Source organism: Mesorhizobium sp. GW821-FHT07A06, assembly GCF_059419085.1.
In genome coordinates, this window is the sequence record NZ_JBWKRC010000002.1 from 881,554 (window position 1) to 906,278 (window position 24,725).

At 64.8% G+C, this 24,725-nt stretch carries 20 protein-coding genes; 11 read left to right on the plus strand and 9 right to left on the minus strand.

Going from position 1 to position 24,725, the window contains the following annotated elements; translation table 11 throughout:
- Window positions 1–177 precede the first annotated feature (177 nt).
- The gene (locus tag AC07SZ_RS09745; protein ID WP_494914067.1) at window positions 178–1,836 is read left to right on the plus strand and encodes an acyl-CoA synthetase; all 1,659 of its coding nucleotides are present in this window, start codon (window positions 178–180) and stop codon (window positions 1,834–1,836) included.
- A 42-nt stretch (window positions 1,837–1,878) separates the two neighbouring features.
- Here the strand turns inward: AC07SZ_RS09745 and AC07SZ_RS09750 are convergent, their stop codons facing one another.
- The 4 genes from AC07SZ_RS09750 to AC07SZ_RS09765 all read right to left on the minus strand — a co-directional run bounded on the left by AC07SZ_RS09750 (window position 1,879) and on the right by AC07SZ_RS09765 (window position 5,534).
- Window positions 1,879–2,862 carry a methyltransferase gene (locus AC07SZ_RS09750; protein ID WP_494914068.1) on the minus strand — a complete coding sequence of 328 codons (984 nt, stop codon included), beginning with the start codon at window positions 2,860–2,862 and terminating at the stop codon, window positions 1,879–1,881.
- Between the two features lie 141 nt (window positions 2,863–3,003).
- The gene (locus AC07SZ_RS09755; protein WP_494914069.1) at window positions 3,004–3,747 is read right to left on the minus strand and encodes a hypothetical protein; all 744 of its coding nucleotides are present in this window, start codon (window positions 3,745–3,747) and stop codon (window positions 3,004–3,006) included.
- A gap of 40 nt (window positions 3,748–3,787) precedes the next feature.
- Window positions 3,788–4,939 (minus strand): hypothetical protein, encoded by a 1,152-nt coding sequence (locus tag AC07SZ_RS09760; protein WP_494914070.1) that lies wholly within the window; start codon window positions 4,937–4,939, stop codon window positions 3,788–3,790.
- A 397-nt stretch (window positions 4,940–5,336) separates the two neighbouring features.
- Window positions 5,337–5,534, minus strand: a complete 198-nt coding sequence (locus AC07SZ_RS09765; protein WP_056571190.1) for a hypothetical protein — start codon at window positions 5,532–5,534, stop codon at window positions 5,337–5,339.
- 212 nt (window positions 5,535–5,746) lie between these two features.
- Between AC07SZ_RS09765 and AC07SZ_RS09770 the strand changes: the two genes are divergently transcribed.
- Complete coding sequence (locus tag AC07SZ_RS09770; RefSeq protein WP_494914071.1) at window positions 5,747–6,043, plus strand: hypothetical protein; 297 nt, start codon at window positions 5,747–5,749, stop codon at window positions 6,041–6,043.
- A gap of 146 nt (window positions 6,044–6,189) precedes the next feature.
- On the opposite strand, the gene AC07SZ_RS09775 is transcribed toward AC07SZ_RS09770, so the two are convergent.
- A complete protein-coding gene (locus AC07SZ_RS09775; RefSeq protein WP_494914072.1) occupies window positions 6,190–6,471 on the minus strand; it encodes a hypothetical protein in 282 nt (93 codons plus the stop codon).
- A 337-nt stretch (window positions 6,472–6,808) separates the two neighbouring features.
- Between AC07SZ_RS09775 and AC07SZ_RS09780 the strand changes: the two genes are divergently transcribed.
- From AC07SZ_RS09780 to htpG, 3 genes are all read left to right on the plus strand, one after another.
- Window positions 6,809–7,693, plus strand: coding sequence for a hypothetical protein (locus AC07SZ_RS09780; protein ID WP_494914073.1), 885 nt, complete (start codon window positions 6,809–6,811; stop codon window positions 7,691–7,693).
- A 127-nt stretch (window positions 7,694–7,820) separates the two neighbouring features.
- Window positions 7,821–8,192: an endonuclease domain-containing protein gene (locus AC07SZ_RS09785; protein WP_494914074.1), complete on the plus strand. Its 372-nt coding sequence runs from the start codon at window positions 7,821–7,823 to the stop codon at window positions 8,190–8,192.
- 160 nt (window positions 8,193–8,352) lie between these two features.
- Window positions 8,353–10,239, plus strand: a complete 1,887-nt coding sequence (gene htpG / locus AC07SZ_RS09790) for a molecular chaperone HtpG (RefSeq protein WP_494914075.1) — start codon at window positions 8,353–8,355, stop codon at window positions 10,237–10,239.
- Window positions 10,240–10,343: 104 nt separating this feature from the next.
- On the opposite strand, the gene AC07SZ_RS09795 is transcribed toward htpG, so the two are convergent.
- Both AC07SZ_RS09795 and AC07SZ_RS09800 read right to left on the minus strand, forming a co-directional pair.
- Window positions 10,344–11,324 (minus strand): GlxA family transcriptional regulator, encoded by a 981-nt coding sequence (locus tag AC07SZ_RS09795; RefSeq protein WP_494914076.1) that lies wholly within the window; start codon window positions 11,322–11,324, stop codon window positions 10,344–10,346.
- Window positions 11,325–11,556: 232 nt separating this feature from the next.
- Window positions 11,557–12,258 carry an alpha/beta hydrolase gene (locus AC07SZ_RS09800; protein ID WP_065005293.1) on the minus strand — a complete coding sequence of 234 codons (702 nt, stop codon included), beginning with the start codon at window positions 12,256–12,258 and terminating at the stop codon, window positions 11,557–11,559.
- Between the two features lie 185 nt (window positions 12,259–12,443).
- Here AC07SZ_RS09800 and AC07SZ_RS09805 point away from each other — a divergent pair, with 185 nt between their 5' ends.
- From AC07SZ_RS09805 to AC07SZ_RS09825, 5 genes are all read left to right on the plus strand, one after another.
- A complete protein-coding gene (locus tag AC07SZ_RS09805; protein WP_494914077.1) occupies window positions 12,444–13,994 on the plus strand; it encodes a winged helix-turn-helix domain-containing protein in 1,551 nt (516 codons plus the stop codon).
- 212 nt (window positions 13,995–14,206) lie between these two features.
- Window positions 14,207–15,085, plus strand: a complete 879-nt coding sequence (locus tag AC07SZ_RS09810) for an ABC transporter permease (RefSeq protein WP_172349478.1) — start codon at window positions 14,207–14,209, stop codon at window positions 15,083–15,085.
- 13 nt (window positions 15,086–15,098) lie between these two features.
- A complete protein-coding gene (locus AC07SZ_RS09815; RefSeq protein ID WP_056571177.1) occupies window positions 15,099–15,938 on the plus strand; it encodes an ABC transporter permease in 840 nt (279 codons plus the stop codon).
- A complete protein-coding gene (locus AC07SZ_RS09820; RefSeq protein ID WP_081294864.1) occupies window positions 15,935–17,077 on the plus strand; it encodes an ABC transporter substrate-binding protein in 1,143 nt (380 codons plus the stop codon). The genes AC07SZ_RS09815 and AC07SZ_RS09820 overlap by 4 nt, the downstream gene beginning before the upstream one ends.
- Window positions 17,070–18,248 (plus strand): ABC transporter ATP-binding protein, encoded by a 1,179-nt coding sequence (locus AC07SZ_RS09825; RefSeq protein WP_081294863.1) that lies wholly within the window; start codon window positions 17,070–17,072, stop codon window positions 18,246–18,248. The genes AC07SZ_RS09820 and AC07SZ_RS09825 overlap by 8 nt, the downstream gene beginning before the upstream one ends.
- Before the next feature lie 45 nt (window positions 18,249–18,293).
- Here AC07SZ_RS09825 and AC07SZ_RS09830 read toward each other — a convergent pair whose 3' ends face one another.
- Window positions 18,294–19,310, minus strand: coding sequence for a helix-turn-helix domain-containing protein (locus AC07SZ_RS09830; protein ID WP_172375084.1), 1,017 nt, complete (start codon window positions 19,308–19,310; stop codon window positions 18,294–18,296).
- Between the two features lie 375 nt (window positions 19,311–19,685).
- Between AC07SZ_RS09830 and AC07SZ_RS09835 the strand changes: the two genes are divergently transcribed.
- Window positions 19,686–23,633, plus strand: coding sequence for an autotransporter domain-containing protein (locus AC07SZ_RS09835; RefSeq protein WP_494914078.1), 3,948 nt, complete (start codon window positions 19,686–19,688; stop codon window positions 23,631–23,633).
- A 304-nt stretch (window positions 23,634–23,937) separates the two neighbouring features.
- Here the strand turns inward: AC07SZ_RS09835 and plsY are convergent, their stop codons facing one another.
- On the minus strand, window positions 23,938–24,606 hold the full coding sequence (gene plsY, locus AC07SZ_RS09840) for a glycerol-3-phosphate 1-O-acyltransferase PlsY (RefSeq protein ID WP_172375082.1): 669 nt from the start codon (window positions 24,604–24,606) through the stop codon (window positions 23,938–23,940).
- Window positions 24,607–24,725 lie beyond the last annotated feature (119 nt).

Here is a 24,725-nt window from a genome sequence, read left to right on the forward strand (position 1 = left end):
GCAATGCCAGGAAAAGTGTGTGGCGGTTTTCCCGGGAAAAACGCCTGGCGTTTTCCCTTGGGAATCGCATCAAAACAAAGAGATAGGCTTCCGTCGTTGCCCATCGGCGCCATCTGATGCCATTGTTGCCGCGACAGCGCGCCATGGGGAGATGGAGCGCCGCCAGGGAGGACCGACATGACCAGCATACGAGCCGGCTTGCCGCGCTACGAGGATGCCGTTTCGCGCTTTCGCATCGAGGATGAGATCGCCAGGCTCGACGGCGACCCGGCGACCGGCATCAATGCCTATGTCGAATGCTGCGGCCGCCATACCGGGCAGGACCGGCTGGCGCTGCGCGCGATCTCCGCCGGTGGCGAACTCCGGCTGTTCAGCTTCGATGACCTCGCCGATATGTCGGGCCGTGTCGCCAATATGCTCAAGGGGCTGGGCGTCGGCCCCGGCGATGTCGTGGCCGGCATGCTGCCGCGCATTCCCGAACTGGTGGCGCTCATCCTCGGCACCTGGCGCATCGGCGCCGTCTACCAGCCGCTTTTCACCGCTTTCGGGCCGAAGGCGATCGAGCATCGCCTGGGCTACAGCGGCGCCAGGCTGGTGGTGACCAACCCGGCCAATCGCGGCAAGCTCGACGAGATCGAGAACAGCCCGCCGATCGCCACCATTCTTGGCCCCGATGATGCCTTGGCCCAAGGCGACATCGATTTCCGCGCCGCGCTTGCCGCCGCCTCCCCCGATTGCGAACCCGTCATGCGCAAGGGCGAAGACCTGTTCATGATGATGTCGACATCAGGCACGACGGGCCTGCCCAAGGGCGTGCCGGTGCCGCTCAGCGCCCTGCTCGCCTTCGGCGCCTATATGCGCGACGCGATCGGGCTGCGCCCCGACGACGTCTTCTGGAACATCGCCGATCCGGGCTGGGCCTACGGCCTCTATTACGCCATCACGGGCCCGCTGATGCTCGGCATCGCCACCACCTTCAACGAGGGCGCCTTCACGGCTGGGAGTACCTACGAAATCATCGAGCGGCTCGGTGTGACCAGCCTTGCCGGCTCGCCCACCGCCTTCCGCCTGCTGCTGGCCGAAGGCCCCGAGGCCGCCGCTGGCGTCAAGGGCCGCCTGCGTGTCGTGAGCAGCGCCGGCGAGCCGCTCAACCCGGAAGTGATCCGCTGGTTCGACACCCATCTCGCCGCCCCCATCCACGACCATTACGGCCAGACCGAGAACGGCATGATGGTCAACAACCACCACGGGCTTGCGCATAGGGTTCGCGCGGGATCGTCCGGCTTCGCCATGCCGGGCTACCGCATGGTGGTGCTGGACGAGGCTGGCAACGAGCTTGGCCCCAACCAGCCCGGCGTCCTAGCTGTCGACATCGCCAACTCGCCGCTGCGCTGGTTCGACGGCTATCACCAGGTCGAGACACCCGCGATGGCGGGCGGCTATTACCGCACCGGCGACACGGTGGAATACGAACCGGACGGCTCGGTCTCCTTCATCGGCCGCGCCGACGATGTCATCACCTCGTCGGGCTACCGCATCGGCCCCTTCGATGTCGAAAGCGCGCTCATCGAACATCCCGCCGTCAACGAGGCGGCCGTGGTCGGCGTGCCCGATCCGCGGCGCACCGAGATCGTCAAGGCCTTCGTCATCCTGGCGCCCGCCTACCAGGGCAGCCCCGAGCTTGCCGAGGAGCTGGCCCAGCATGTCCGCAAACGGCTTTCCGCGCACGCCTATCCGCGCGAGATCGACTTTGTCGCCGAACTGCCGAAGACGCCAAGCGGCAAGATCCAGCGGTTCCTGCTGCGGAAGGCGGAGGTGGAGAAGCGGAAGAGTTGAAAGCCCGCAACCGGGCAACGAACTCCACGGCCGATCCGATCTTCAGCCGAGGCGCGCACGAAACAAGGTCGAGCCATCCGCCAGGCGCGACCTGGAGATGTCGCGCAATCCAGCCTCGGTCATCCAGGCGCGGTACTGACCTTCCGTGTAGGATTCGCCATGGCGATAGAGGTTCAGGAAGGTGAGATTGAGAAAGACACCCTCGGGCGGGCCGAGGCGGTCGTCATCGACGACGCCCCATCCCGCGATTGCGATCTCGCCGCCATGCGTGAGGCAACGCGCCGCGTTCAGGATCGCACTGCGCGCCTGATCGGGCGGAAGGACCTGGACGACGGCCTTCAGGATCGCCAGATCGTGCCGGCCGATCGATGGCGCCACGGTTATGTCCCCCTCTTCGACAGTCACGTCGTCGGCACCATATTCGGCCAGGATGGATGGCGCGACCGCCGCGACCGTCGGGAGTTCCATCAGCGTCGCCGCGATCCGTGGCCACCGCTCGCGAAGTCCGACCAGAATGGTCCCGGCGCCCCCGCCGATATCGATCACCGAACGGATCGCGGAGAGGTCCATCTCCCGGGCCAGGTTTCTGCCGAAAACCACCCCGCCCGGTGCGAGCATGCGGCTGAAGGCGGCCGCCGCCTCGGGGCCGGCCTCGGAAAAATCGTGCAGCGCGGCCGGCCGGTTCTGCCGCAGCGACTCGGCGGTCAAAAGGTCGGCTCCCCAGAGCTCGCGCAGCAGCGCATGATCGCCGCCGCGATAGGTCGTCTTGGACGCGTCGAGGAAGGCCGACGCTTCGGCTCCGTTGCGAAAGCGACCATCCTCGACTTCGAGCAGACCGATGCTGGCGAGCGCATAGAGGAGCCGCGACAGACGATCGGGCTCGACCTTGAGCGCGGCCCCCAGGCTGTCGGCGGTCGCCACATCGCCACCGAGCCGGGTGAAGATGCCAAGGTCCAGCCCGGCGCGAAGCGCCAGTGCGGCGGGCACCGCCGCGATCAATCCGTCGATCCGATCATGATCCGCCATCTCACGCCCCCTGCCGCGATCCAGGACCGAGCTTGAAGCAGCTCACATGAGATTGGAACCTCCGTTCCGCGGAAAATGTTGCCGCCTCGACCAACTCGCGCGGCGTCGGCGGAGCGCCGCCTACCCTCTTGCAGGTTGGTTCTAGATCACCGCGCGGACCCTGCCTGCCTTGTCGAGGCGACAGCGGACTTGCGCTTGCCGGACTTCGATGCCGCCTCGTCTCGCATAGTCTATTCGCACCATGATCGGCGCCGTCAGCGCGCTCCCGGATTGACGCAAGGCACCCGCGCTTACCGCACGGACACGGACAGCGCCAAGCGGCTTGGCGGCGGACATGATCGCCGCGCGGCAGGCTTGTACGACCGTGGCCGGCGTGCCTGGTTTCGCCGTCAGGGCTTCCAGGGGTGCGAAGGGATATCCCATGGTGAGGTCGCCCTGACCGGCTTTGGAAGGCCTGAGGACGGATGGCAGGACGATCGGTTGCCTGGTGGCCTTGGCCAGGGTTGTCGCTGTCATGGCGGTGGCCGTGGCTGTCGCGGCAGAGCCGGTGGTGGCGGCGGCCTGGCCACCGGGAGCGGCCGCCGATCCGTTTTGGGCGGACGAATCGGCGCCCACGCCGACGCTGGTCGACACGCCTGCACCCGAGGTGCCAACATCGCCGCTGGCGCTGACCGACCCGCTGCCTGCGCCGACCGAAGCTCCGACGTTGGCTCCGCCAACGCCATCGATGCTCGCGCCCACCCCTACGGATGCGCCTTGCGAACCGGCGCTCACGCCGGCGCCGACGCCGAGACCGCCGGCCCTGCCGCCTATACCTGCTTCGAGAGCCGAGGCAGGCCCGATTGCGATACCCATCGTCAACGCGGCCGCGAAGTATTTCTTCATTGTCATCCTCCCAGCGCCATGCATCTCGCTCACCTGTCCTTCACTGCGCGGGTGGTCGCACCGGGAGCAATGCGGTTGGAAGAGCGATGGTTGCCAGCAGGACAGGTTGCGGCGACTTTGAGCCTTTCACTTTCCGTTTTTTCGGCAGGTCCGGGTTACGGGCTGCGACCGGACGCGATGGCGGACTTGCGAGCGCGCTCTTGGAGGTACCTGCCTTGGGCGCGCGCATCTCGGCCGCGGTCCGACGCTTGTCCTTGATGGCGTCGATTTCCGCACGCGCGGCACTGAGGCTGCGGGCCAAGCCGTTGGCCCTCTCCCGCTCCTGGTCCAGCGCCGCACTCAAGCCTATCGAGCTCTGCTTCAAGGCGTCCCGTTCCTTGCGGGCACTGTCGAGGTCACGCATGGCTGAATCCGCCCGTCGACGTTCCAGTTCGAGCGCTTCTCCGGCTTGGTTTGAAGCGGCGTCAGCCACTTGCCGGTCCTTCAGGGCCTTGGCCTGCTCCGCCGCGGCCAGGTTTGCGCTCGTCTTGAGAGCATCGATGGTCTGCCGAGCCGTGGCGAGTTCCTGTTCCAGGAGCTCGGCCTTGTGGCGCTCCTCTTCCAGCGCCTGGTTCGCGGCGGCGTGGGAGGCATCGGTGGAGGGATGCGTTTCAGGCATCGCGCCTTTCTTGCCGTCCCAGAGACTGGCTTCCGCCCTGAAATCCTGGATGGCGCGCAGCGCGGTGTCCAGGTTGGCCGTGAGCGCTTCGTCCGTTTGCTGCTGCTCTTTCAGGGCCTGCGCTTGCTTGGCCAGTTCAGCCCGTGCAGCGGCCAATTCGCGGCGCAAGGCCTCCTCCACCGCGCCGGGCGGCGTTTGTGGGCCGTTGAGGGCATTCGCTCCGCCGGGCGCGGGATTGAATATGTCGGTTCCGACCGCTCCGGATCGCACATTGCCCGGTTCTTTCGCGATATCCGTATGGTCCGAAACCGCGACCGACGAACGGCCATTGACCGCGGCCGTCGCGGACGCATCGGGCGCCAGCTGGCTGTTCGCGGGAGACGCAGACAGCAGAACGAGGATGGACGAAACAAAGGACAGCGTGGCCTTACACCCGTTGCCACCTATCCTGTGAAGTAGAACAAAAGCGCGTCGCTTAATAAGGGTGAAGTCAAAGAGCCGGCATTTGGCCCTGGTACCTTGCAAATGATTCATCGCTTGACCTCACCTGGCGCGACCCTCACCGCGATCGTATTCTCCACTTAGTTCGAGCCACGGCGCTGGATGCCGCGTCACCGCGACGCTATCTTCTATTTCTCTGCTTGTTGTCATTCGAACGAACGAAACTTTCCCTGAGACGACCCTGTTCGGATGAGCCGCGCCGAGCATGCCCGGCCGCGCGACCAGACTTACGCAGGCCGGATCGATCGAGCATCCGAGCCTTGACTGCACGGGGGCGTGCGGTCTCTTGTCCCAGCGCGGACGGCAAGGGAGGTGCCCACCATGGAAAAGATCATCCTGGACCGCGACCCCGGATATGATGACGCCATCGCCATCCTGCTGGCCGCCGGCAATCCGAAGATCGATCTCCTCGGCCGCGGGCCCGGCCTTCTCAGCTCTGGTCCAGCTTCGTCCGGATTGCGCCGATGGCATTCACGATCGCGTCGGCGGCTTGGCGATCAAGCGCGATCTCTACCATGCCTTCGGTCGTCTGGATCGAGAGGATACCGAGCGTACCCCTGTCATCCTCGACGGTGCTGACGTGGATTTCAGTTGGCACGAAAGGCCGTGCCTTGTCCTTACGCTTCATCGGATACCCACATCATCGAGCAGCCGACAATCGTGCAACTTTTTGACACATACAAGCCAGCTCAGGTTGAATCTCGCCCGGGGTGAAGATCTCCCGCGTGGCCGCCCGCTTCATGGCTCGGTGCCGCCCGGGCGTCGCACCTGTCACAGCACATTCATTGTTGACGGATATTTTGTCGACACGTCGTTTTCAGCTGCGATGCAGGAAGCGCCATGCCTGTTCACCCTCGGTATGATAGCGGTTGCCTAAAAACCTCCGTGGAGCTGTCGGAGGGTTTTGGTGGTTGGTTTGTCCGCGTATGCGAGAACGACCAGGAAATTTTCCATCAATTCAGGCGTGAGCGCGATGCGATCGCCTTCGCGGGCACGCAGCGCAAGCGCCTTGGGCTGCCCCGTCCGCCGGAGCGGGCAGCAGCCGACGGCCGCAAGACGGTCGGGAAGATCAACCAGATAGCGGATATGCTAAGAACCGGGGGGCTCGGTCGGTTCTTCCAGTTGTCGCGACGCTGATCGAGGAGTGCCAGGCGTCCGCAACTCGCGTCGGGCTTTTCATGTTTTCTGATACGGCTTCCTTTACACGGCCGGCGGAAGCCGGCTTGATCGATCCGCCAATGGCAACACGGAGGATCCAAGCTCGAGGCCGGTCTGGCCCGAACTCAGTGCGCCACGCCATCCGAACCGTGCAGCAGCCGCCACGCCGAACCAACCCGCCCGTCGAATTGCGCCGCAAAACGCTCCGCCGCCACATCCTCCAGGCCGTCATCGACGAGCGCCTCGATGCTTCGCCGCATCAGGGCGAGCTGCATCCGCCTGGCGTGCTCGAGGTCGGCCTCTCGCATGATTTCCGTCACGTGGTAGGCGATGACGGGTTGGCCGAGGCACGACACAAGCGCGTTGGCCTCGGCTGTTACAGTGGTCACCGCGTCTTCGATCTTCATTGTGGCGATCCTCATCAAGAATGATGCGGACGCCTCCCCGCAAGGCGACGGTGGTCCGTCGCTTATTCTTTTGATTTCAGACTGCCGCGCGACCGAAGGCTGCGCGCCAGGCCAATAATTGCTGTCTTCTCAGGTCCCTCGAGCAGCCTCGTTGGCCAAAACAATATCCGCCAAATTTGATTCAAAGGCGAACTGATAGTTAACTGATGGTTAATGACGGCGCTTGCGGTCCCTCCCCGGCAAGGATGTTTCGCCTCCACGTTTCCTGCCGCGCAATAGCCGCAAAGCTGCCCGATGGCTGCCTGGCCTGTTGATCGCCACGAAGAAAGGTTCTGTCATGCGGTTGGTCTGGACGGTCATGTTTGCACTCGCCAGCGGTGCTGCCTTCGCCGCCTCGCCCGAGGACGACTATATCGCCGCGCGCGACAAGGCGATTGCCGAGATCGCGGCGATGGAGAGCACGAACACCGCCGTGGAAACGCTCGACGCGGCCAATGAAAAGGCCCGCGCCGATCTCGAAAAACGTCTCACCGCCCTCCTCGGCCCCTTCACGGTCAAGGATTTCCCGGCTGCCGGCACGATCAATATCGAAAGCCTCAGTTCCTCCGATGTCGGCTTCGGCATGCTCGACGGGCTGCGCCATGGCACCGAGGACGGCCCCAGCATCGTGGCATCGACACGCGGGCTGGTCGAGCGCTGGCTCAAGTCGCGTGCGGCCGAGACGGACGCCGACCTCAAACTGCCCACCAGCTTCGACGCGGCGCTGAAACTCGACGCCTTCTATACCCAGGCCATCGGCAGCGACGCCGCCTTCACCGGCACGCTCGACTTCGCGCTGAAGACGCCTGATGGCGCCGATATGGCGATCGCGCGGCTCGGCGGCTGGGCACAGGATATCGGGCCGAACTACGACCAGGAGGTCATCGTCACGATCGTTAAGGGCAACAGCGTCCTGATCGCCGAGGCGCCCGCGGCGCCGCCGGTCCCGAAGATCGCGGCCTGCGACGCCGTCTGGACCGCCGCCGACGCCGCCGCCCAGAAACTGGCCAAGCAGGCCACCGACGACAGCGACGAAAACACATCCGATGCCGCCAACGCCGCCTGGACGAAAGGCGACGACGACTTCCGCGCCTGCATGGGCAAGAACCTGCCCGGCACCCCGGCCTTCCCCGCGCTGCTCGCCCAGGCGCAGGCGCTGGCGGATCACATGGCGGGGAAGTAGGGGGACGAAACAGGCGCGACGCCAACGCCGCCAATCTCCCCCCTAGTGGGGGAGATGTCCGGCAGGACAGAGGGGGGCGCCGTAGAGTAAAAGCCTCGATATCCCTACCTCGGACCAGCCCCTTACAATGACCCACACGCCCCTGCCGCCAAGACACCGGGCCAGCGCCAGATCGATGCGCAAGGTGATGACGGGTGCCGAGTTGAAGCTTTGGAACGAACTTCGCGCGCACCGGCTGATGGGCTTGGGTTTTCGCCGGCAATTTCCAATCGCCGGTTACATTGTCGACTTCGCGTGCCCGGAGAAAAAACTCATCGTTGAAGTCGATGGTTCGCAGCATGGCGACGAAAATCTGGCGATAGCCGACCAGACCAGGACGAAGCGCCTGGAACAGGATGGCTGGATCGTGCTGCGCTTCTGGAATGATGATGTCATTCGCGACATTGGCAATGTTTGCCAGCATATCGTCATCGTGACGGGTTTGGGCGGGACGGACTGAGAAGTCGGCGGGACAGCGCCCCCCTCTGCCCTGCCGGGCATCTCCCCCACTAGGGGGGAGATCGATAAATCGCAGTTGCCAGCACCGCAAAAAATGGTTGAAAGGAAGTCCTGAACGCGCCCCGGCGCGGCGGGCGGATGAAAAGCGTGGGAAAACCGGAATGACGACGGATACGAAAACGACGGAAACCAGGGCGTTCGAGGCGGATGTTTCGCGGCTGCTGCACATGATGGTGCATTCGGTCTATTCCGATAAGGACGTCTTCCTGCGCGAGCTGATTTCCAACGCGGCTGATGCCTGCGAGAAGCTGCGCTTCGAGGCTGTCAGCCGCCCGGAGCTTCTGGCCGACGATCCCAAGCCGCGCATCTCGATCTCGGCTGACGCGGACAACAAGCAGATCACCGTCGAGGACAACGGCATCGGCATGAGCCGCGACGACATGGCCGAGGCGCTGGGCACGATCGCCCGCTCCGGCACCCGCGCCTTCATCGAGCGCGTCGGCTCCGGCACCGAGGACACGCAGCTCATCGGCCAGTTCGGTGTCGGCTTCTACTCCGCCTTCATGGTGGCCGACCGGGTCGATGTCATCAGCCGCCTGGCGGGAAGCGAGGAAGCCTGGCGCTGGTCGTCGGACGGCAAGGGGTCCTATGAGATCGCGCCCGCCCCGCTCGAAGCCGCGCCGAAGCGCGGCACCCGCGTCGTGCTGCATCTCATGGACGATGCCGTCTCCTACACCGGATCCTACCGGCTCGAGCAGTTGGCCAAGTCGCAGTCGGGCCATGTGCCGGTGCCGATCACGCTCATCGAGAAGCCCGGCGCCGAGGCGCGCGACATCGCCGACGGCACGGCACTCTGGGTCCGGCCGAAAAGCGAGATCAAGCCCGAGGAATATACGGACTTCTATCGCGGCGTCGCCGGCCAGTATGACCAGCCGGCCGCCACCATCCATTTCCGCGCCGAGGGCCGGCAGGAATATTCGGTGCTCGCCTTCGTGCCGGGCTCGCGTCCGTTCGATCTGTTCGACCAGGACCGCAAGGGCCGCATGAAGCTCTATGTGCGCCGCGTCTTCATCACCGACGATGCCGACCTTCTGCCGCGCTACCTGCGCTTCGTGCGCGGGCTTGTCGATTCCGCCGACCTGCCGCTCAACGTCTCGCGCGAGATGATCCAGGAAAGCCCGCTGCTCGCCTCCATCCGCAAGGGCCTGACCAACCGCGTGCTCGGCGATCTCGCCAAGCTCGCCGAAAACGAGGCCGACGCCTATGCGAAAATCTGGGACAATTTCGGCGTCGTCCTCAAGGAAGGACTCTACGAGGACTATGAGCGCCGCGAGCAATTGCTGAAGCTCGCCCGCTTCCGCTCGACCGCCTCTGGCGAAGCCTGGCGCGGCCTTGCCGACTATGTTGCCGCGATGAAGGAAGGCCAGAAGGCGATCTTCTTCATGGCCGGCGACGACCGCGCCCGGCTCGAAGCCTCGCCGCAGCTCGAAGGGTTCAAGGCGCGCGGCATCGAGGTGCTGTTGCTCACCGATCCGGTCGACAGTTTCTGGGTGACGATGGCGCCCGAATTCGACGGCAAGCCGTTCAAGTCGGTCACGCAGGGCGTGGCCGAGCTGTCCGACATCCAGCTGCTCGACGAAGCCAAGAAGCAGGAGACAGTGGCGACGCCGGAGGTCGACGGCTTCCTGGCCTTCGTCAAGTCCGCCCTTGGCGATGCCGTCTCGGACGTGAAGGCATCGGATCGCCTGACCGAAAGCGCGGTCTGCCTTGTCGCCCCCGAACACGGCCCCGACCGTCAGTTCGAACGGCTGATGAACGCCGCCGGCCGCCTCGACAAGGCGGCCAAGCCCATCCTCGAAATCAACCCGAGGCATGAGCGCGTGCTGGCGCTCGCTGGCCTCGGCGAGGACGAGCAGGCCTTCAAGGACGATGCCGCCCATCTTCTCTACGACGAGGCGCGCGTGCTCGACGGCGACAAGCCGGCCGACGCCAGGGCGTTCTCGGAACGGCTCGCAAGGCTGATCGCGCGCGGCATCTCGAAGGGCTGAGCAATTCCAGGAAAAGTGTGAACGGTTTTCCCGGGACAAGCGCGTAGCGCTTGCCCTTGGGAATTGCGCCAAACAAAGTGTCAGCGCCGCTTGGCGGCCGGGCCTCATTGCCCCGCGGCAGTGGCGGGCATGCGGTTGGGGTGCCTGAGATGGGTCGGCGTGATGCCGGTCTGCTGGCGGAACACCCGGCTGAAATGGCCGGCATTGGTGAAGCCGCAGCGATAGGCGATGTCGCCGATCTGCAGGTCGCTGCCTTCGAGCAGCGACTTGGCATGATGCACCCTGAGCGCCAGATAGGCCGCCATCGGACCGATACCGAGCTCGGTCCCGAACAGCCGCTCGAGCTGGCGCCGCGAGCAATTCAGGCGGTCAGCGATCTCGGTCACCGAGAGCGTCTCCTGGAGGTTGCTCTCCATCAACAGAAGTGCGCGCTTCACCGCGCGGCTCGACGCCTCCGGAAACAGGTCGCCGACGGGCTGCACGTCGCGGCTGCTTCTGATCCGGTCGAGCACCAGGATCTTGGCGGCCTTTTCCGCCGCCTTCTGGCCGATGAACTGGGACACGAAGTGGCCGGCGAGGTCGGCCGCACCCGTGCCGCCGGCGCATGTCGAACGCCCACGGTCGACGGAAAACAGACTGTCGGCATGGGCGTTCACTTCAGGGAACTGGCTGCGAAAATCCTTGATGTGAAACCAGCTGACGGCCGCGGCGTAGCCGTCGAGCAGGCCGTAGCGCGCCAGCACGAAGCTTCCCGTGCAGAGCGCCGTCAGCGGCACCCCCTTCTCGGCGGCGCGCAGCAGGAACGTTTCCTTGTCCGAGCTCAGGCTGCGGTTGGTGTCGAGCAGGCCGCCGACCACGACGACATTGTCGAAATCCTCCGGATTGCCGATCCCCTTGGTCGGCAGCAATTCGACGCCGCAACTCGCCCGGATCGGCAGGCCGCGTTCGCCGACGATCTCCCAGTCGAACTCGATCCTGCGGCTGCGGTCGCCCTCGTCGCCCGCGAGACGCAGCGTGTCGATGAACAGCGACAGCGGCGACAGCGTGAAGTCGCGAACCAGCAGAAACGCAAACCGCCTTGCCATTGTGTTTCCGGAACCGTCCCCTCGCCCGTGCTGGAGCCTGTTATCACCGATCCGTATTGTTTGGCACAGGCGCCAGCCTCGCGATCCCCAGGAGCGGCCGTCGGATGTCGGAGATGCGACCGACGATCCCCGGAGGAAGTGGATATCAGGCGCACCGTCGGCCGGATACGGGATGGAACAAAAAGGGCCCGGGCGCCAGGCGCCCGGGCCTTTCTTCAGGGATGTCGCGGGCTCAGTTCTTGCCGACGCCGGCGGCAGCCTGTTCGATCAGCTTGGCGACCGCCGCCGGATCGGAGACATAGACCGCGTGGCTGCCGGGCACTTCCACCGTCGTGGCTCCGGCCCGGGTCGCCATCTGGCGCTGCGCCGGCGGCGGGATCATGTGGTCGTCGGTGGCGACGAGATACCAGCTCGGCTTCACCCTCCAGGCCGGCTTGGTGACCTTGCCTTCCAGTGCCGGGATACCCCACGGCACCTGCGAGTCCGCCATGAAGGCAGCGAGCGAGGGGCGCACATCGGCGGCGAAGGCAGCGGCGAACTTGGCCTTGTCGAGCATCAGGAAGCCGTCGACGGGCGGCAGGATCGGCGGCACCGATGCGCCGGGAGGCGGGTTGGCGATCAGGGTCGAGACCGACTCGCCGGCATCCGCCGCGAAGGCCGCGATGTAGACGACACCAGCCACCTTGGGATCGGTGCCGGCTTCCGACACCACCACGCCGCCATAGGAGTGGCCGACCAGGATGACATTGCCCGGAGCGGCGGCGATGGCGCGCTTCGTCACCGCGACATCGTCGGCGAGCGAGGTGGTCGGGTTCTGGACGATGGTGACGTCGTATCCGTCCTTCTTGAGCTGGTGGTAGACGCCTTCCCAGCCGGAGCCATCGACGAAGCCGCCATGAACGAGGACAACGGAATTTGCTGCATTGTTCGACATTTGAGTTCTCCTTTTCAAAGTGTTGTTTGCGTTGGTTGCAGGAGGACTATGCGACGCGGCCGCCGCGCTCGCTTTGAGGCGGCCTTCAGGACCTCTTGATTTTCCCTTGAGATGGCTTTGATTTTGCGGCCACGACACGGCTACAGTGTCCAGAGTCGCGATTTCCGCCCATCCGGAGCCAGCAATTGCCGTATCTCTTCGAGGATTTCGCCCTGGACGGCGAGCGGCGCGAACTGCGCCGTGGCGATGATCTGGTCCCCGTCGAGCCGCAAGTGTTCGACCTCTTGCAGTATCTGATCCGCAATCGCGAGCGGGTGGTGAGCAAGGACGACCTGGTCGACGCTGTCTGGCAGGGGCGCATAGTTTCCGACGCCACGCTGGCCAGCCGTGTCAACGCCGCCCGCAGCGCCCTTCAGGACAATGGCGAGCAGCAGCGCCTGGTCCGCACTATCCTGCGCCGGGGCTTTCGGTTCGTCGGCACCGTGCGCGAGGAGGTCGGCGCCGAGGCGATCGCCCCGGTCGAGCAGGCGAAGCCCGGCCTTGGCATTCCGGCCCGCCCCTCCATCGCCGTGCTGCCCTTCGTCAACCTGAGCGGCGATGCCGATCAGGACTATTTTGCCGACGGCATGGTCGAGGACATCATCACCGGTCTGTCGCGCATCCGCTGGCTGTTCGTGATCGCGCGGAATTCTTCGTTCACCTACAAGGGCCGCGCGGTCGATGTGAAGCAGGTCGGGCGCGAGCTCGGCGTGCGCTATGTGCTGGAAGGCAGCGTGCGCAAGGTCGGCAGCCGCGTGCGTATCACCGGCCAGTTGATCGATGCCGAGGATGGCGGCCACCTGTGGGCCGAGCGCTACGACCGCGAGCTGACCGACGTGTTCGCGCTGCAGGACGAGATCACCATCAGCGTCGTCGCGGCCATGGAGCCCAATTTGCGCCGGGCCGAGATCGAACGCGTCAAGCGCCGGCGCCCCGACAGTCTCGACGCCTACGATCTTTTTCTGCGCGCGCTGCCCGACGTCTACACCTTCATGCCGCAGGGCGCCGCCAGGGGCCTGCCCCTGCTCGACCAGGCGCTGGCCATCGAGCCGACCTATGCGCTCGTCCACGGCTTTGCCGCCTGGGCGCACCAGACCCTTTTTATCCGTGGCGGCATGGAGGCGGAGCATAGCCGGAAGGCGTCCCGCCATGCCCATGCGGCGATCGAGCACGGCTCGGGCGACGCCATGGCGCTGGCTTTGGCCGGTTTCACCATCGGGCTGGTCGAGCATGACCGCAGGCTCGCCGACCAGGCGTTTTCGCAGGCGCTCGCGCTCAGCGCCTCATGTGCCTTCGTCTATGCCTTTGGCTGCGTGCCGGTCGCCTATGGCGGCGATGCGACACGGGCCATCGACTGGGGCGAGCAGGCGTTGCGGCTGAATCCGTTGGACGCCATGAACTGCGTCCCGCAAGGCATGATCGGCTTCGGCAATTTTCTCAACGGCCGGCATGAGCAGGCAATCGCGGCCGGCCGGCGGGCGGTGGAGATGAACCCCGGCTTCAGCATCCTGCACGGATGGCTGGCCGCTCCCCTTGCCCGACTCGGCCGGATCGAGGAGGCCAAGGCATCGGCCGCACGGCTGTTGTCGCTTGATCCCCGCTTCACCATCGGCCGCTGGTCCGCCGCCGTCGGACTTGCGCCTGGCATCATCGACGACGTCAGCGACGCCATGCGAACGGCAGGGTTGCCGGCATAGAAAGCGATTGCCGCCTGGTAAAAATCAACCAGGTCGAACGGCCACGGCCCCTGTTGCCACGCCGTCCGCCGATCGAGTTTCGTCGTTTATCGCGGCCGCGGCGCACGGATGTCCACTGGCTCAATCGCCTGGTGTAGACATCGGGCCGTTAATCACCCAATCTTGGCACCGGGAACAAAACAGGCGCTTCAAAGAAAGCGCACCGGGTGGTCATGAAACGACGATGGACATTGTATGATCCGCGGCTGGCCTGGATGCTGGTCGCGCCGGTGCTCCTGCTGCTGATCTTCTTCCTGGTGTTGCCGATCGCCGTGATGGGCGCCTACACCTTTTTCACCTTCGTCACCGCCGGTGTGGAAACGAGCGTACTGACGACCGCCAACTGGCACGAATTCCTCACCGACAGCTACTATCACGGCTTCCTCCTGAAGACGCTGCGCGTCGGCGCGATGACGGCGCTGCTCTGCGGCGTGCTCGGCTATTTCCCGGCCTATTTCATCTGGGCGACGACCTTCAAGCACAAATGGCTGCTCCTGCTTTTGCTCATCGTGCCGTTCTGGATTTCCTTCACCATCCGCACCTTCTCCTGGATCAACATCCTGGGCGAACAAGGCGTCATCAACGTCGCGCTGCTGAGGATGGGGATCATCAGCGATCCGCTGCCGATGCTCTACAATGAGGGCGCGGTGATCCTGGGACTCCTGCACTTCCTCCTGCCCTACATGATCCTCAACGTCTATGTCAGCCTCGAGGGCATCGACCGCACGCTGATCTCGGCCGCCCGTTCCATGGGCTGCACCAGCGCGCAGGCGTTCCGCGAGGTCACGCTGCCGCTGTCCCTGCCGGGCCTGGCGGCAGGCCTGCTGCTCTGCTTCGTGCTGGCCGCCGGCAGCTACGTGACGCCGCAGCTTCTGGGTTCGGGGCGCGACGCGCTGTTCGGCAATTTGATCTACGACACCATCATGGGCGAGCTGAACTGGCCGATGGGCGCCACGCTTTCGATCGTGCTGTTCCTGGTGCTCGGCTTCTTCGCCGCCATCTACACCCGCTACATGGGCATGTCGCAGATCGTCAAAGGACTTGGTGGATGACGGGGTTGGGCGGATGAAGGCGCGGCGCAAGGAAGAAGGCAGATGGGCCTGGCGGCTGACCGGCTTCGTCACGATCTGCGTCTACATCTTCATGTTCGCGCCGATCGTGGCGACCGTCATCCTGTCGTTCAACGCCTCGATGTTCGGCGGCTTCCCGATGACCGGCTTCTCCCTGCAATGGTACGCCAAGCTGATGACCAACGAGCAGGTGCTGGCCGCCTTCCGCACCTCGCTGTGGATCGCGCTGCTCACCGCCGCCGTCACCACGGCGATAGGCGTGGTCACCGCCTTTGCGCTGGTGCGCTTCGAATTCCCCGGCAAGCAGGCGCTGAGCACGCTGGTGATCCTGCCGGCGCTGGTGCCGGAGACCATCCTGGGCGTCGGCCTTCTGGTGCTGATCAAGGCGGTCGACCAGCCAAGGACCATGCTGCTGCTGGTGCTCGGCCATATCCTGCTCGCCGTGCCCTATGTGGTGCTGATCGCGCAGGCGCGCATGGTCGGCATCCGGCGCGTCTACGAGGAGGCGGCGCTCTCGCTGGGCGCCTCGCGTTTCTCGTCGTTCCGCGAGATCACGCTGCCGCTGCTCATCCCCGCCGTCGTCGGCGGCGCGCTGCTCGCCTTCACCATCTCGTTCGACAACACGTCGGCCAGCCTGTTCTGGCGCCCGGCCGGCGTCGAGACCATGCCCACCCAGATCCTTTCGATGCTCAAGATCTCGATCAGTCCCGAGATCAACGCGCTCGGCACCGTGATGATCCTGGTGACCGTAGGCATCCCGCTGCTCGGCGGCCTGATCCTGCAAAGCCTGACCAGATTGAAAAGACGTGGCGAACCAAAGGAGGAAGCACGATGAAACTGTCCAACGGCAAGCGGCTTGAACGGCTGCATGATCGATATCGAAACGGTGATCTCAGCCGCCGCACTTTCCTGACGCTGACAGCCGCCGCGGCTGCCGCGGCGGGTCTCGACATGCCCTGGATGCGGCAGGCGCTCGCCGCGGTCCAGGAGGTTCGCTTCGACGGCTGGGGCGGCACTGTGCAGGACGCGATCGACAAATACGCCTTCCAGCCCTACACCACCAAGACCAAGATCAAGGTCGTCCAGGGCACGTTCGGCGACGAGGACGAGATCATCACCAAGATCAAGACCTCGAAGCCCGGCGACTACCAGGTCATCCATTCCTCCGGCGTCAACTACTACATCAAATACGTCAATGGCGGCCTGACCTCGGAGATCAACGAGGCCAACATCCCCAACATGGCGAATGTGCTGCAGCCGATGATCGAGCCGTTCCGCAAGCTGACGCCGAAACTCTCGGCCGTGCCTTACGACTACGGCACGACAGGCATCGCCTACAACACCAAGGTGATCTCGCCCGAGGAAGCCAAGGAAAAGGGCGCCGCCCTTTTGCTCGACAAGAAATATGCCGGCAAGGTCGGCGGCTATGACGACATGACCACGCGCGTCTGGTACGCCGCGCTCGCCACCGGGCAGGATCCCAACAACATCAAGGACATGGACACGATCTGGGCCAAGGTGCGCGAGACGCGCGACCTTGCCAAGAAGTTCTGGAGTTCCGGCGCCGAGCTGATGGACCTGCTTTCCAAGGGCGAGATCGTGGTGACCGACGCCTGGTCGGGCCGCGTCGCCGCCTTGCAGGACCAGGGCCATCCGATCGGCTATCTCGATCCGGCCGGCTCCTATGCCTGGATGGAGGACATGCTGATCCTGAAGGGCTCGCCGATGGCCGAGTGCGAGGAGCTGATCAACTTCATGCTCGACCCGGCGACCTCCATCGCGGTGGCCGAGGGCCAGAGCTATCCGCCATCGCTCGACCCGACCAAGGTCAAGCTCACCGAGAAGATCGAGAAGCTGCCGGCCTTCGACAAGACCGGCACGATGAAGTCGCTGACCTTCGCCGACCCGGTCTACTGGGCGACCAACGAGGACGCCTGGACCAAGCAGTGGAACAGGATCTCGAAAGGTGCCTGACAGAAACGACCTTTCAGAATTGCCCCGGCCGGAAGCGGCCGGGGCGACGCTGTCCGGCGCGGGCAAGGCCGCATCGGACAGCGCCGAAGCGAGCCAGCCGGCGGTCGAGTTTCGCAACATCGACATCGCCTATGGCAAGTTCGTCGCCGTGCGCGATTTCTCGCTGTCGATCCGCAAGGGCTCCTTCGTCACGCTGCTCGGCCCTTCGGGCTGCGGCAAGACCACGATCCTGCGCTCCATCGCCGGCCTGGTCGATATTTCAGGCGGCCAGATCATGATCGATGGGCGCCGGGTCGACGACGTGCCGATCTACAAGCGCAACATCGGCCTTGTCTTCCAGAGCTACGCGCTGTTCCCGCACAAGACCGTGTTCGACAACGTCGCCTTCGGCCTGAAATACCGCAACGTGCCGAAGCCGGAAATCGTGCGCAGGGTCGGCAAGGCGCTCGAAATGGTGCGGCTGCCGGGCAGCGAGAAGAAACTGCCCTCGCAATTGTCGGGCGGCCAGCAGCAGCGCATCGCGCTTGCCCGCGCCATCGTCTTCGAGCCGCAGGTGCTTTTGCTCGACGAGCCGCTATCGGCCCTGGACGCCAACATGCGCGAGGAGATGCGCGTCGAGATCAAGAAGATCCAGAAGGAAACCGGCATCACCGCCATCTTCGTCACCCACGACCAGGAAGAAGCGCTCTCCATGTCGGACCGCATCGTGGTTATGAACGCGGGATCGGCCGAGCAGATCGGCACGCCCGAGGAAGTCTACGAGCGGCCCGCCACCGCCTTCGTCGCCGATTTCCTCGGCAAGGCCAACATGCTGGCCGGCACCGTGAGCGGATCCGGCAAGGCAACCGCAGTGGTGCTTGCCAGCGGCCAGACGGTCAACGTGGCCTGTCCTAGGCAGCTTGCCGACGGCAGCAAGGTCACCGTCGTGGTGCGGCCGCAGAAACTGACGGTCGGCGCTGCGGCGGGCGCCAACCATCTGTCCGGCCGCGTCGTCTCGGCGTCATATCTGGGCGGCAGCGCCATCTACGAGATCGACATCGGCGGCAAGACCAGCATCCGCGCCAACGCAACGATCACTGGCCGGGTCCTTCGCGAAGGCGAGACGATCGACCTCGGATTCGATCCCGAGGGCTGCGTTCTGCTCGACGAGGACGGTCAGCGCATCTCGTGATGCATGTCGCCCAGGAGTTGGCACGGCCTGCGGCTGCGGTAGCACCTATGCGCTGGCCGAGCGCGCTGTCGTAGCCACGTCCACCCACCATCGATTGACGACTTCCGGGCTTGTCAGCTGCGTCTGCTTCGAAGCCTCGATCTGTTCTTGGCGATACTCGGTAGCGGTCATATCGAACCGCTGGCGAAACGCGCGACTGAAATGCGCTTCGCTGTTGAAGCCGAGATCGGCTGCAATTCGCGACAGTTTGCGCGTTTCGAGAGGATCGCTCAGCGCTGCCCGCACGGCAATCAGCCGACGCTCCTGGACGTAACGCATGATGCCTCCGTGAGGGGCGAAAACGCGGTAAAGCGTGGCCCGCGATATGCCAAGCTTTTCGGCCAGGAAATCCGGCGACAGTTTGCCAATGGCGAGATTGTCGCGAATTGCCGTTTGCGCCAGTGACAGAAAATCATCATCGGCATCTTGAGCATTTCGCGATGTGAAATCCGCGTGGCCGAACAAGCGCCTGAGAAAATCCGCCGTATCGGAAACAGTGCTCGCGATCTCGTCTTCCGAGATCTGCGAACTCCGCTCCTGAAGCGACCGGATGTGGGCGGCGAGCAGTTCGTTGCGAGGCGGATCGAGGCGAGCCTTCAGGGTGCCGGGTGCCATGTCGGGCAGCATCGTTCGGGGAACGACGAGCGACAATGTGTTGGAGGCGAACGCCCGCGTCCTGACCTCGTGCGCCAGATCGATGACCGCGACCTTTCCCGGACCGATCGAAGCCTGCTCTCCGGAGATCAGACCGTTGAAGCCGCCGCTAAGATAGAGGTGCAACAAGATGTGGTCTGGAGTGGCGGCGATACGTTCGGCGTCGCGGACAAACATCTGCGGCTCGAACGCCACCTTAGCGATGATCATGTCGCCCAGGATCGCTCCGTTCGCCGATCCGGTGGGCAGGATTTTGCTTCGGGCCCAAGGGCGTGGCTCGAACAGGGGGGACAACACCGCGCTCCACGTGGCGAAGGCTATATCCGCATCCAACCCAGTCGTTACGTAATAGAGCCGAGGTACAGCCATGCTTAGATATATTCTTCTTCGCTTATGTTCGGCCCACAAAAGAAAGTGGCTAGATCAAGTTCGAAACACCAATCCGCTGGGAATCGCGAGGGCACCGATCGAATTAACGCCTCTGGTAGCTGTCCGTTCCGACATGCGAAGCGGAGCCACTGTTCGATATTCCGCGAATTGATTGATCGAGCGTCTCAAGGCGACGCTTTTGCCGAAAGCGCGCTTTTCCGGCTGCTGACATCGACGCCGAACTCATGTTTCAACCGCCTTGAGATTGGGAATCTCGCCGCGATGGCGGCGTGTGCTTGGGTGGGTAAATTGCATATTTTTTCTGACGTGGTGGCTTTCGGCTCTCGTGCCGCGAAGATGTCCTCTCATTGGTCAATGGCAGGCAGCCCTCAAGGGCGATCCATTCTCGCCGCGAACCGCGCCAAGGTCGTTGCAAATCACGGCTGGCGTCAAGGCCTTCTTGTCTGCACCGCGCTTGCCGGTGTTGTGCTGATCGCGAACGACGCGGTTGCGCAATCGGTTGGCGGCCGCGGCGGCAATGGAAATGCCGGCAACCAGGGCGGAGCGGGCCAGACCTTCGGAGTTGCTGGCACGCCAGGCCAAGGCAACACGCTATTCTACCCGGGCGGCGGCGGCGGCGGCGGCGCGGCGGCAGCCGGCGGTGCGGGCGGCGACGGCACCAGCTTTGCGGGCGGCGGCGGCGGGGCGGGCGGCACGAACGGCGATATTGCCAGTCCCGTTGGCGGGAATGGCGGGAATGGCGGCAACACCAATTATGGCGGCGGTGGCGGTGGTGGCGGCGGCGGCAACGGCGTTCTTCTCGCGTCGCCCGGCGCCCAGTTGCTATCGGCCACCGGCGGCAATGGCGGCGCGGGCGGCACCGCGGAGGTCGGCGCCGCGGGCGGCGGCGGTTCGGGCGGCTACGGCATCGGCTCGACCGTCGGCACGTCGTTCCTGAACATATTGGGCACGGTGAAGGGTGGCGACGGCGGTGCCGGCGGCAATGGCGTCAGCTACGGCGGCGGCGGCGGCTCCAGCGGGAGCGGCGGCGATGGCGGCGGCGGCATCTATTTCGGATCGGCCGGATCGAGACTCAATCTGATCGCCGGCTCGATTACCGGCGGCAATGGCGGCGCCGGAGGCACTGGTGGATATAGCAACGGCGCATCGGGCCGAGGCGGAAATGGCGCCGACTTCATGGGGTCGGACGGCAATGTCGCCGACATCGCGCAGGGCACCATCATCCAGGGCGGCATTGGCGGGGCGGGCGCGGCCGGTGGCGCCGGCATCGTCGGCAGCGGCATTGCGGTCACCAATCTCGGCACGATCTCCGGCGGTCTGTCGAATCTCGGCGCATCCGGCGCTGTTCGAGCCGACGCGATTACGTTCACCGGCGGCAGCAACAGCCTGACGCTTGGCAATACCAGCTCGACCGGAACGATCAACGGCGGCATCGGCATCACCGGGACACTTGCCATCGATCCAGGCACGGCAGCCGGCGCCAGCGTCACGCTCGGCAACGTCATACACGATGCCACGGCTGCGGGCGGCATCATCAAGTCCGGAGCCGGCACGCTGGTGCTGACAGGTGCGAACACCTACACGGGCGGCACCACCTTCGCGGCCGGGATTCTGAACGCCGGAAGCGCGGGCGCGCTCGGCACATCAGGCGCACTCAGCTTCACCGGCGGTACGCTGCAATACAGCGCCTTGAACCAGGTCGACTATTCGAGCCGGCTCTCGACCGCCGCCGGCCAGAAAGTCAGCGTCGACACCAACGGCCAGAACGTCACCTGGGCGTCGGATCTGGTGTCGTCCGGCGGCAGCCTCGCCAAGTTGGGCACCGGCACGCTGACGCTGACCGGCAACAACGATCTCAGCGGCGGCGTAACGTTCGCTGCCGGGACGATCAATCTTGGCAGTGCCGGCGCGCTGGGAAGCACCGGCACCCTCACCTTCGGCACGTTCGGAGGAGGCAAGCTGCAATACAGCGCCGACAATCAAGCCGACATTTCGAGCCGGATTTCAACCGCCGCGAACCAGTTCATCGGCATCGACACCAACGGACAGAACGTCACCTTCGCCACGACGATAGCGGCTACCGGCAGCAGCACGCTGGGAAAATTTGGCGCGGGGACGCTGACATTGACCGCCGAGAATGCGACGCGTCTGCGCATCGACGGCGGCTCGGTCGTGTTGACGGGCAATGGAAGCATCGCCGGCGACGTGTATTTCACGGGCGGCGGCCTGTCTTCCGTGCTGGACATTTCGCAGACAAATTCCGGCGCAACGATCGGCGGTCTTTCTCGCCTCGGTCTGCCCGACACGGCTTCCGGAACCATCAAGCTCGGCAGCAAGACACTGACGATCAACGGCGGCGGTCTACCCAGCAGCTTTATGGGCGTCATCGAAGGAACCGGCGGCGTCACGGTCGCCGACGGATATCTGAATCTTGGCAACACGAACACCTATACCGGCTCGACAACGGTAGGGTACGGCTATCTGGGGATTTACTCGGACGATGCCATCGCCGCTTCGAGCGAGCTCAACCTCACTGGCGAGGGTCAAGTCGAGTTTGGCTCGGCGACCGGCACGATACAGACCTTGCGCGGCGTTGCCGCCAGCACGGTGTACATACTAGACAAACTCAAGATCACGAACGGCTCGACCTCCTATGCCGGCGTGCTTGCCGACTCCTACGATCCCGCCGGCCTCATCATCGAAGGAGGCCATCAGACACTCGACGGCATCAACACCTACACCGGCACCACCACGGTCGAAGACGGCGGCACGCTCACGGTCAACGGCTCGATCGCTTCATCCTCGATGACAACGGTCAACGCCGGCGGCACGCTTGGCGGCATCGGCACGGTTGGAAACGTCACCATCGATGGCGGCACGCTGGCGCCGGGCAGTGCAACCGGCACGCTGACGGTGCAGGGCGACCTGTCGATGACATCCGCGTCGACCTATCTCGTGGACGTGTCGCCGGCCAGCGCGGCGCGCGTCGATATCACCGGCACGGCCAGCCTCAACGACGCGACATTGCGGACATCCTACGCTCCGGGCAGCTACGTCGCGCGACAATATACGATCATGACCGCCGCCGGCGGCGTCGACGGCACGTTCAGCGGGCCGGTCAGCAGCAACATACCTTTGTCGCTCTCGCAGACCGTGAACTATGATCCCGAAGGCACCGCTGTTTATCTCAATACCAAGCTGAATTTCGTCGTGCCGGGTGGCCTGAACGGCAATCAGCAGTCGGTCGCCAATGCGCTGACCGGCTATTTCGACAGCACCGGCGGCATTCCGGTGGCCTTCGCGGCGCTTGGCGCGGCCGGCCTGTCCCAGGCCGCCGGCGAGACCGCGATCGGATTGCAGCAGACGACCTTCAGCGCCATGGACCAGTTCCTGGGCGTTCTGGGCGACAGCTCCGTTCATGGCCGCGCTCATGGCGGCGACATCACCGCGTCGATCGGCGATGCACCTTCATCACGCTGGACTGTCTGGGCAGCCCCCTTCGGCTCCTCGCAGACATCCGACGGTGATGCTGGCCAGGGCAGCAGCAACTTGACCACCCGGCTCTACGGCTTGGCGGGCGGTGCCGACTACCGCCTTTCGCCCGATACGCTCGCCGGCTTCGCCTTGGCCGCCGGCGCGACAAACTTCAGCGTCGGCGATTACGGCTCGGGAAGAACCGACCTGTTCCAGGCCGGCGCCTTCATCCGCCACGACATCGGCGCTGCCTATGTCGATGCATCGCTTGCCTATGGCTGGCAGGACGCAACGACGCAGCGTTCGGTCGGTGCCGACCGGCTCGAGGCGCGCCTACACCCGCAAGCATTCGCCGGGCGCCTGGAAGGCGGCTACCGTTTCGACACGCCATGGGTCGAGCTGACACCTTACACCGCCGCGCAATTCGCGACCTTGTCGTTGCCAGCCTACAGCGAAACCGCGAAATCCGGCGCTGACACGTTCGCGTTGAACTACGCCTCGAAGAACATCACCGCGACTCGGGCGGAGCTTGGGATGCGGACCAACATGTCTTTCGCAGTCGAGGACAAGATTTTTACGCTGCGCAGCCGTGTCGCCTGGGCGCATGACTTCAACGCGGATCGCAATATCACGGCGACCTTCGAGGCTTTGCCGGGTGCTACCTTTGTCGCCAGCAGGGCGGCACGAGCGGCCGACGCCTTGCTGACCTCAGCATCCGCGGAGCTCAAATTCAACAATGGCTGGACGCTATCGGGGACGGTTGACGGTGAGTTCTCCAAGGCCACGCGCAGCTATGCAGGGCGGGGTGCCGTGCGGTACGCGTGGTAAGGAGCAGGACATCGGGCCGCTTCCAGGCGGCCCGATGTCCACCTTGGCTCCCGCATCCGGCTGGCCGGCTCGAGCAGCTATGGAAGCCGGCCGGCGAGCGGTGGAGATGAACCCTGGCTTCAGCATGCTGCATGGATGGCTGCCCCCTCCCCTTGCCGGGCTTGGACGGATCGAGGAAGCAAAGACGGCGGCCGCGCGGCGGCTGGCGCTCGACCGCATTTCATGATGGGCGGCCAGTCGGCGGCGGTGGGACTGGCGCCGGAGATCAGAGCAGTTCGCCGTTTCCGTGAAACGGTGAAATGCTCTAGACCTGCGGTTCCGTCTTCGATCCTGGGCGACCTTGCCCCAGGCGCGGCTCCGTCCCGGCCATGAGCCGCCGGATGTTGGCGCGATGGCGCGCGATCACATAGAGCCCGCCGGCAATCACCAGCAGCCGGTAGGGCAAGGGCTGCTCCAGGGCGCAGGCCAGAGCGATCGCGGTCAACGCCGCCAGCATTGAGCTCAGGGAAACAATTCGGGAAATAGCCAGCACGACACAGAAAACCGCCGCGGCCCCCAGGCCGATCGGCCAGGACAGCGCCAGAAGCACGCCAAGCCCTGTCGCCGCGGATTTGCCGCCGGTGAAATTCAGCCAGATCGAACGGCCATGCCCCAGCAGCACGGCAAGTCCGGCGAGGCAGACGGCCCAGGACACAAAGCCTTGCGGGTCAGATCCCGCCGGTGGCGTGAGGAACGCATGGAGCCAGCGGGCAAACACAATCGCCGCCACGCCCTTCAGCACATCGACCAGCAGCACAGCCAGGGCAGGCCCTTTGCCCAGCGTTCTCAACACGTTGGTGGCGCCGGTGGATCTGGAGCCATGCTCCCGGATGTCGATGCCGCCCAGCAGTTTCCCCGCCAGATAGCCCGTGGGGATCGAGCCGAAGAGATAGGCAATCGCCAGTCCAGCCACGCTCGCTATCCAGAACACCATGATGGTCACCCCGTTGCGGATCAATCGCTCCACCCTTATATAGCCCGTGTCGGAAAAGGCAGGGTTGGTTTGGTAAGCCCAACTCCTCTCGGTAACGAGAGCTCTGGTCTTTGGCTTCG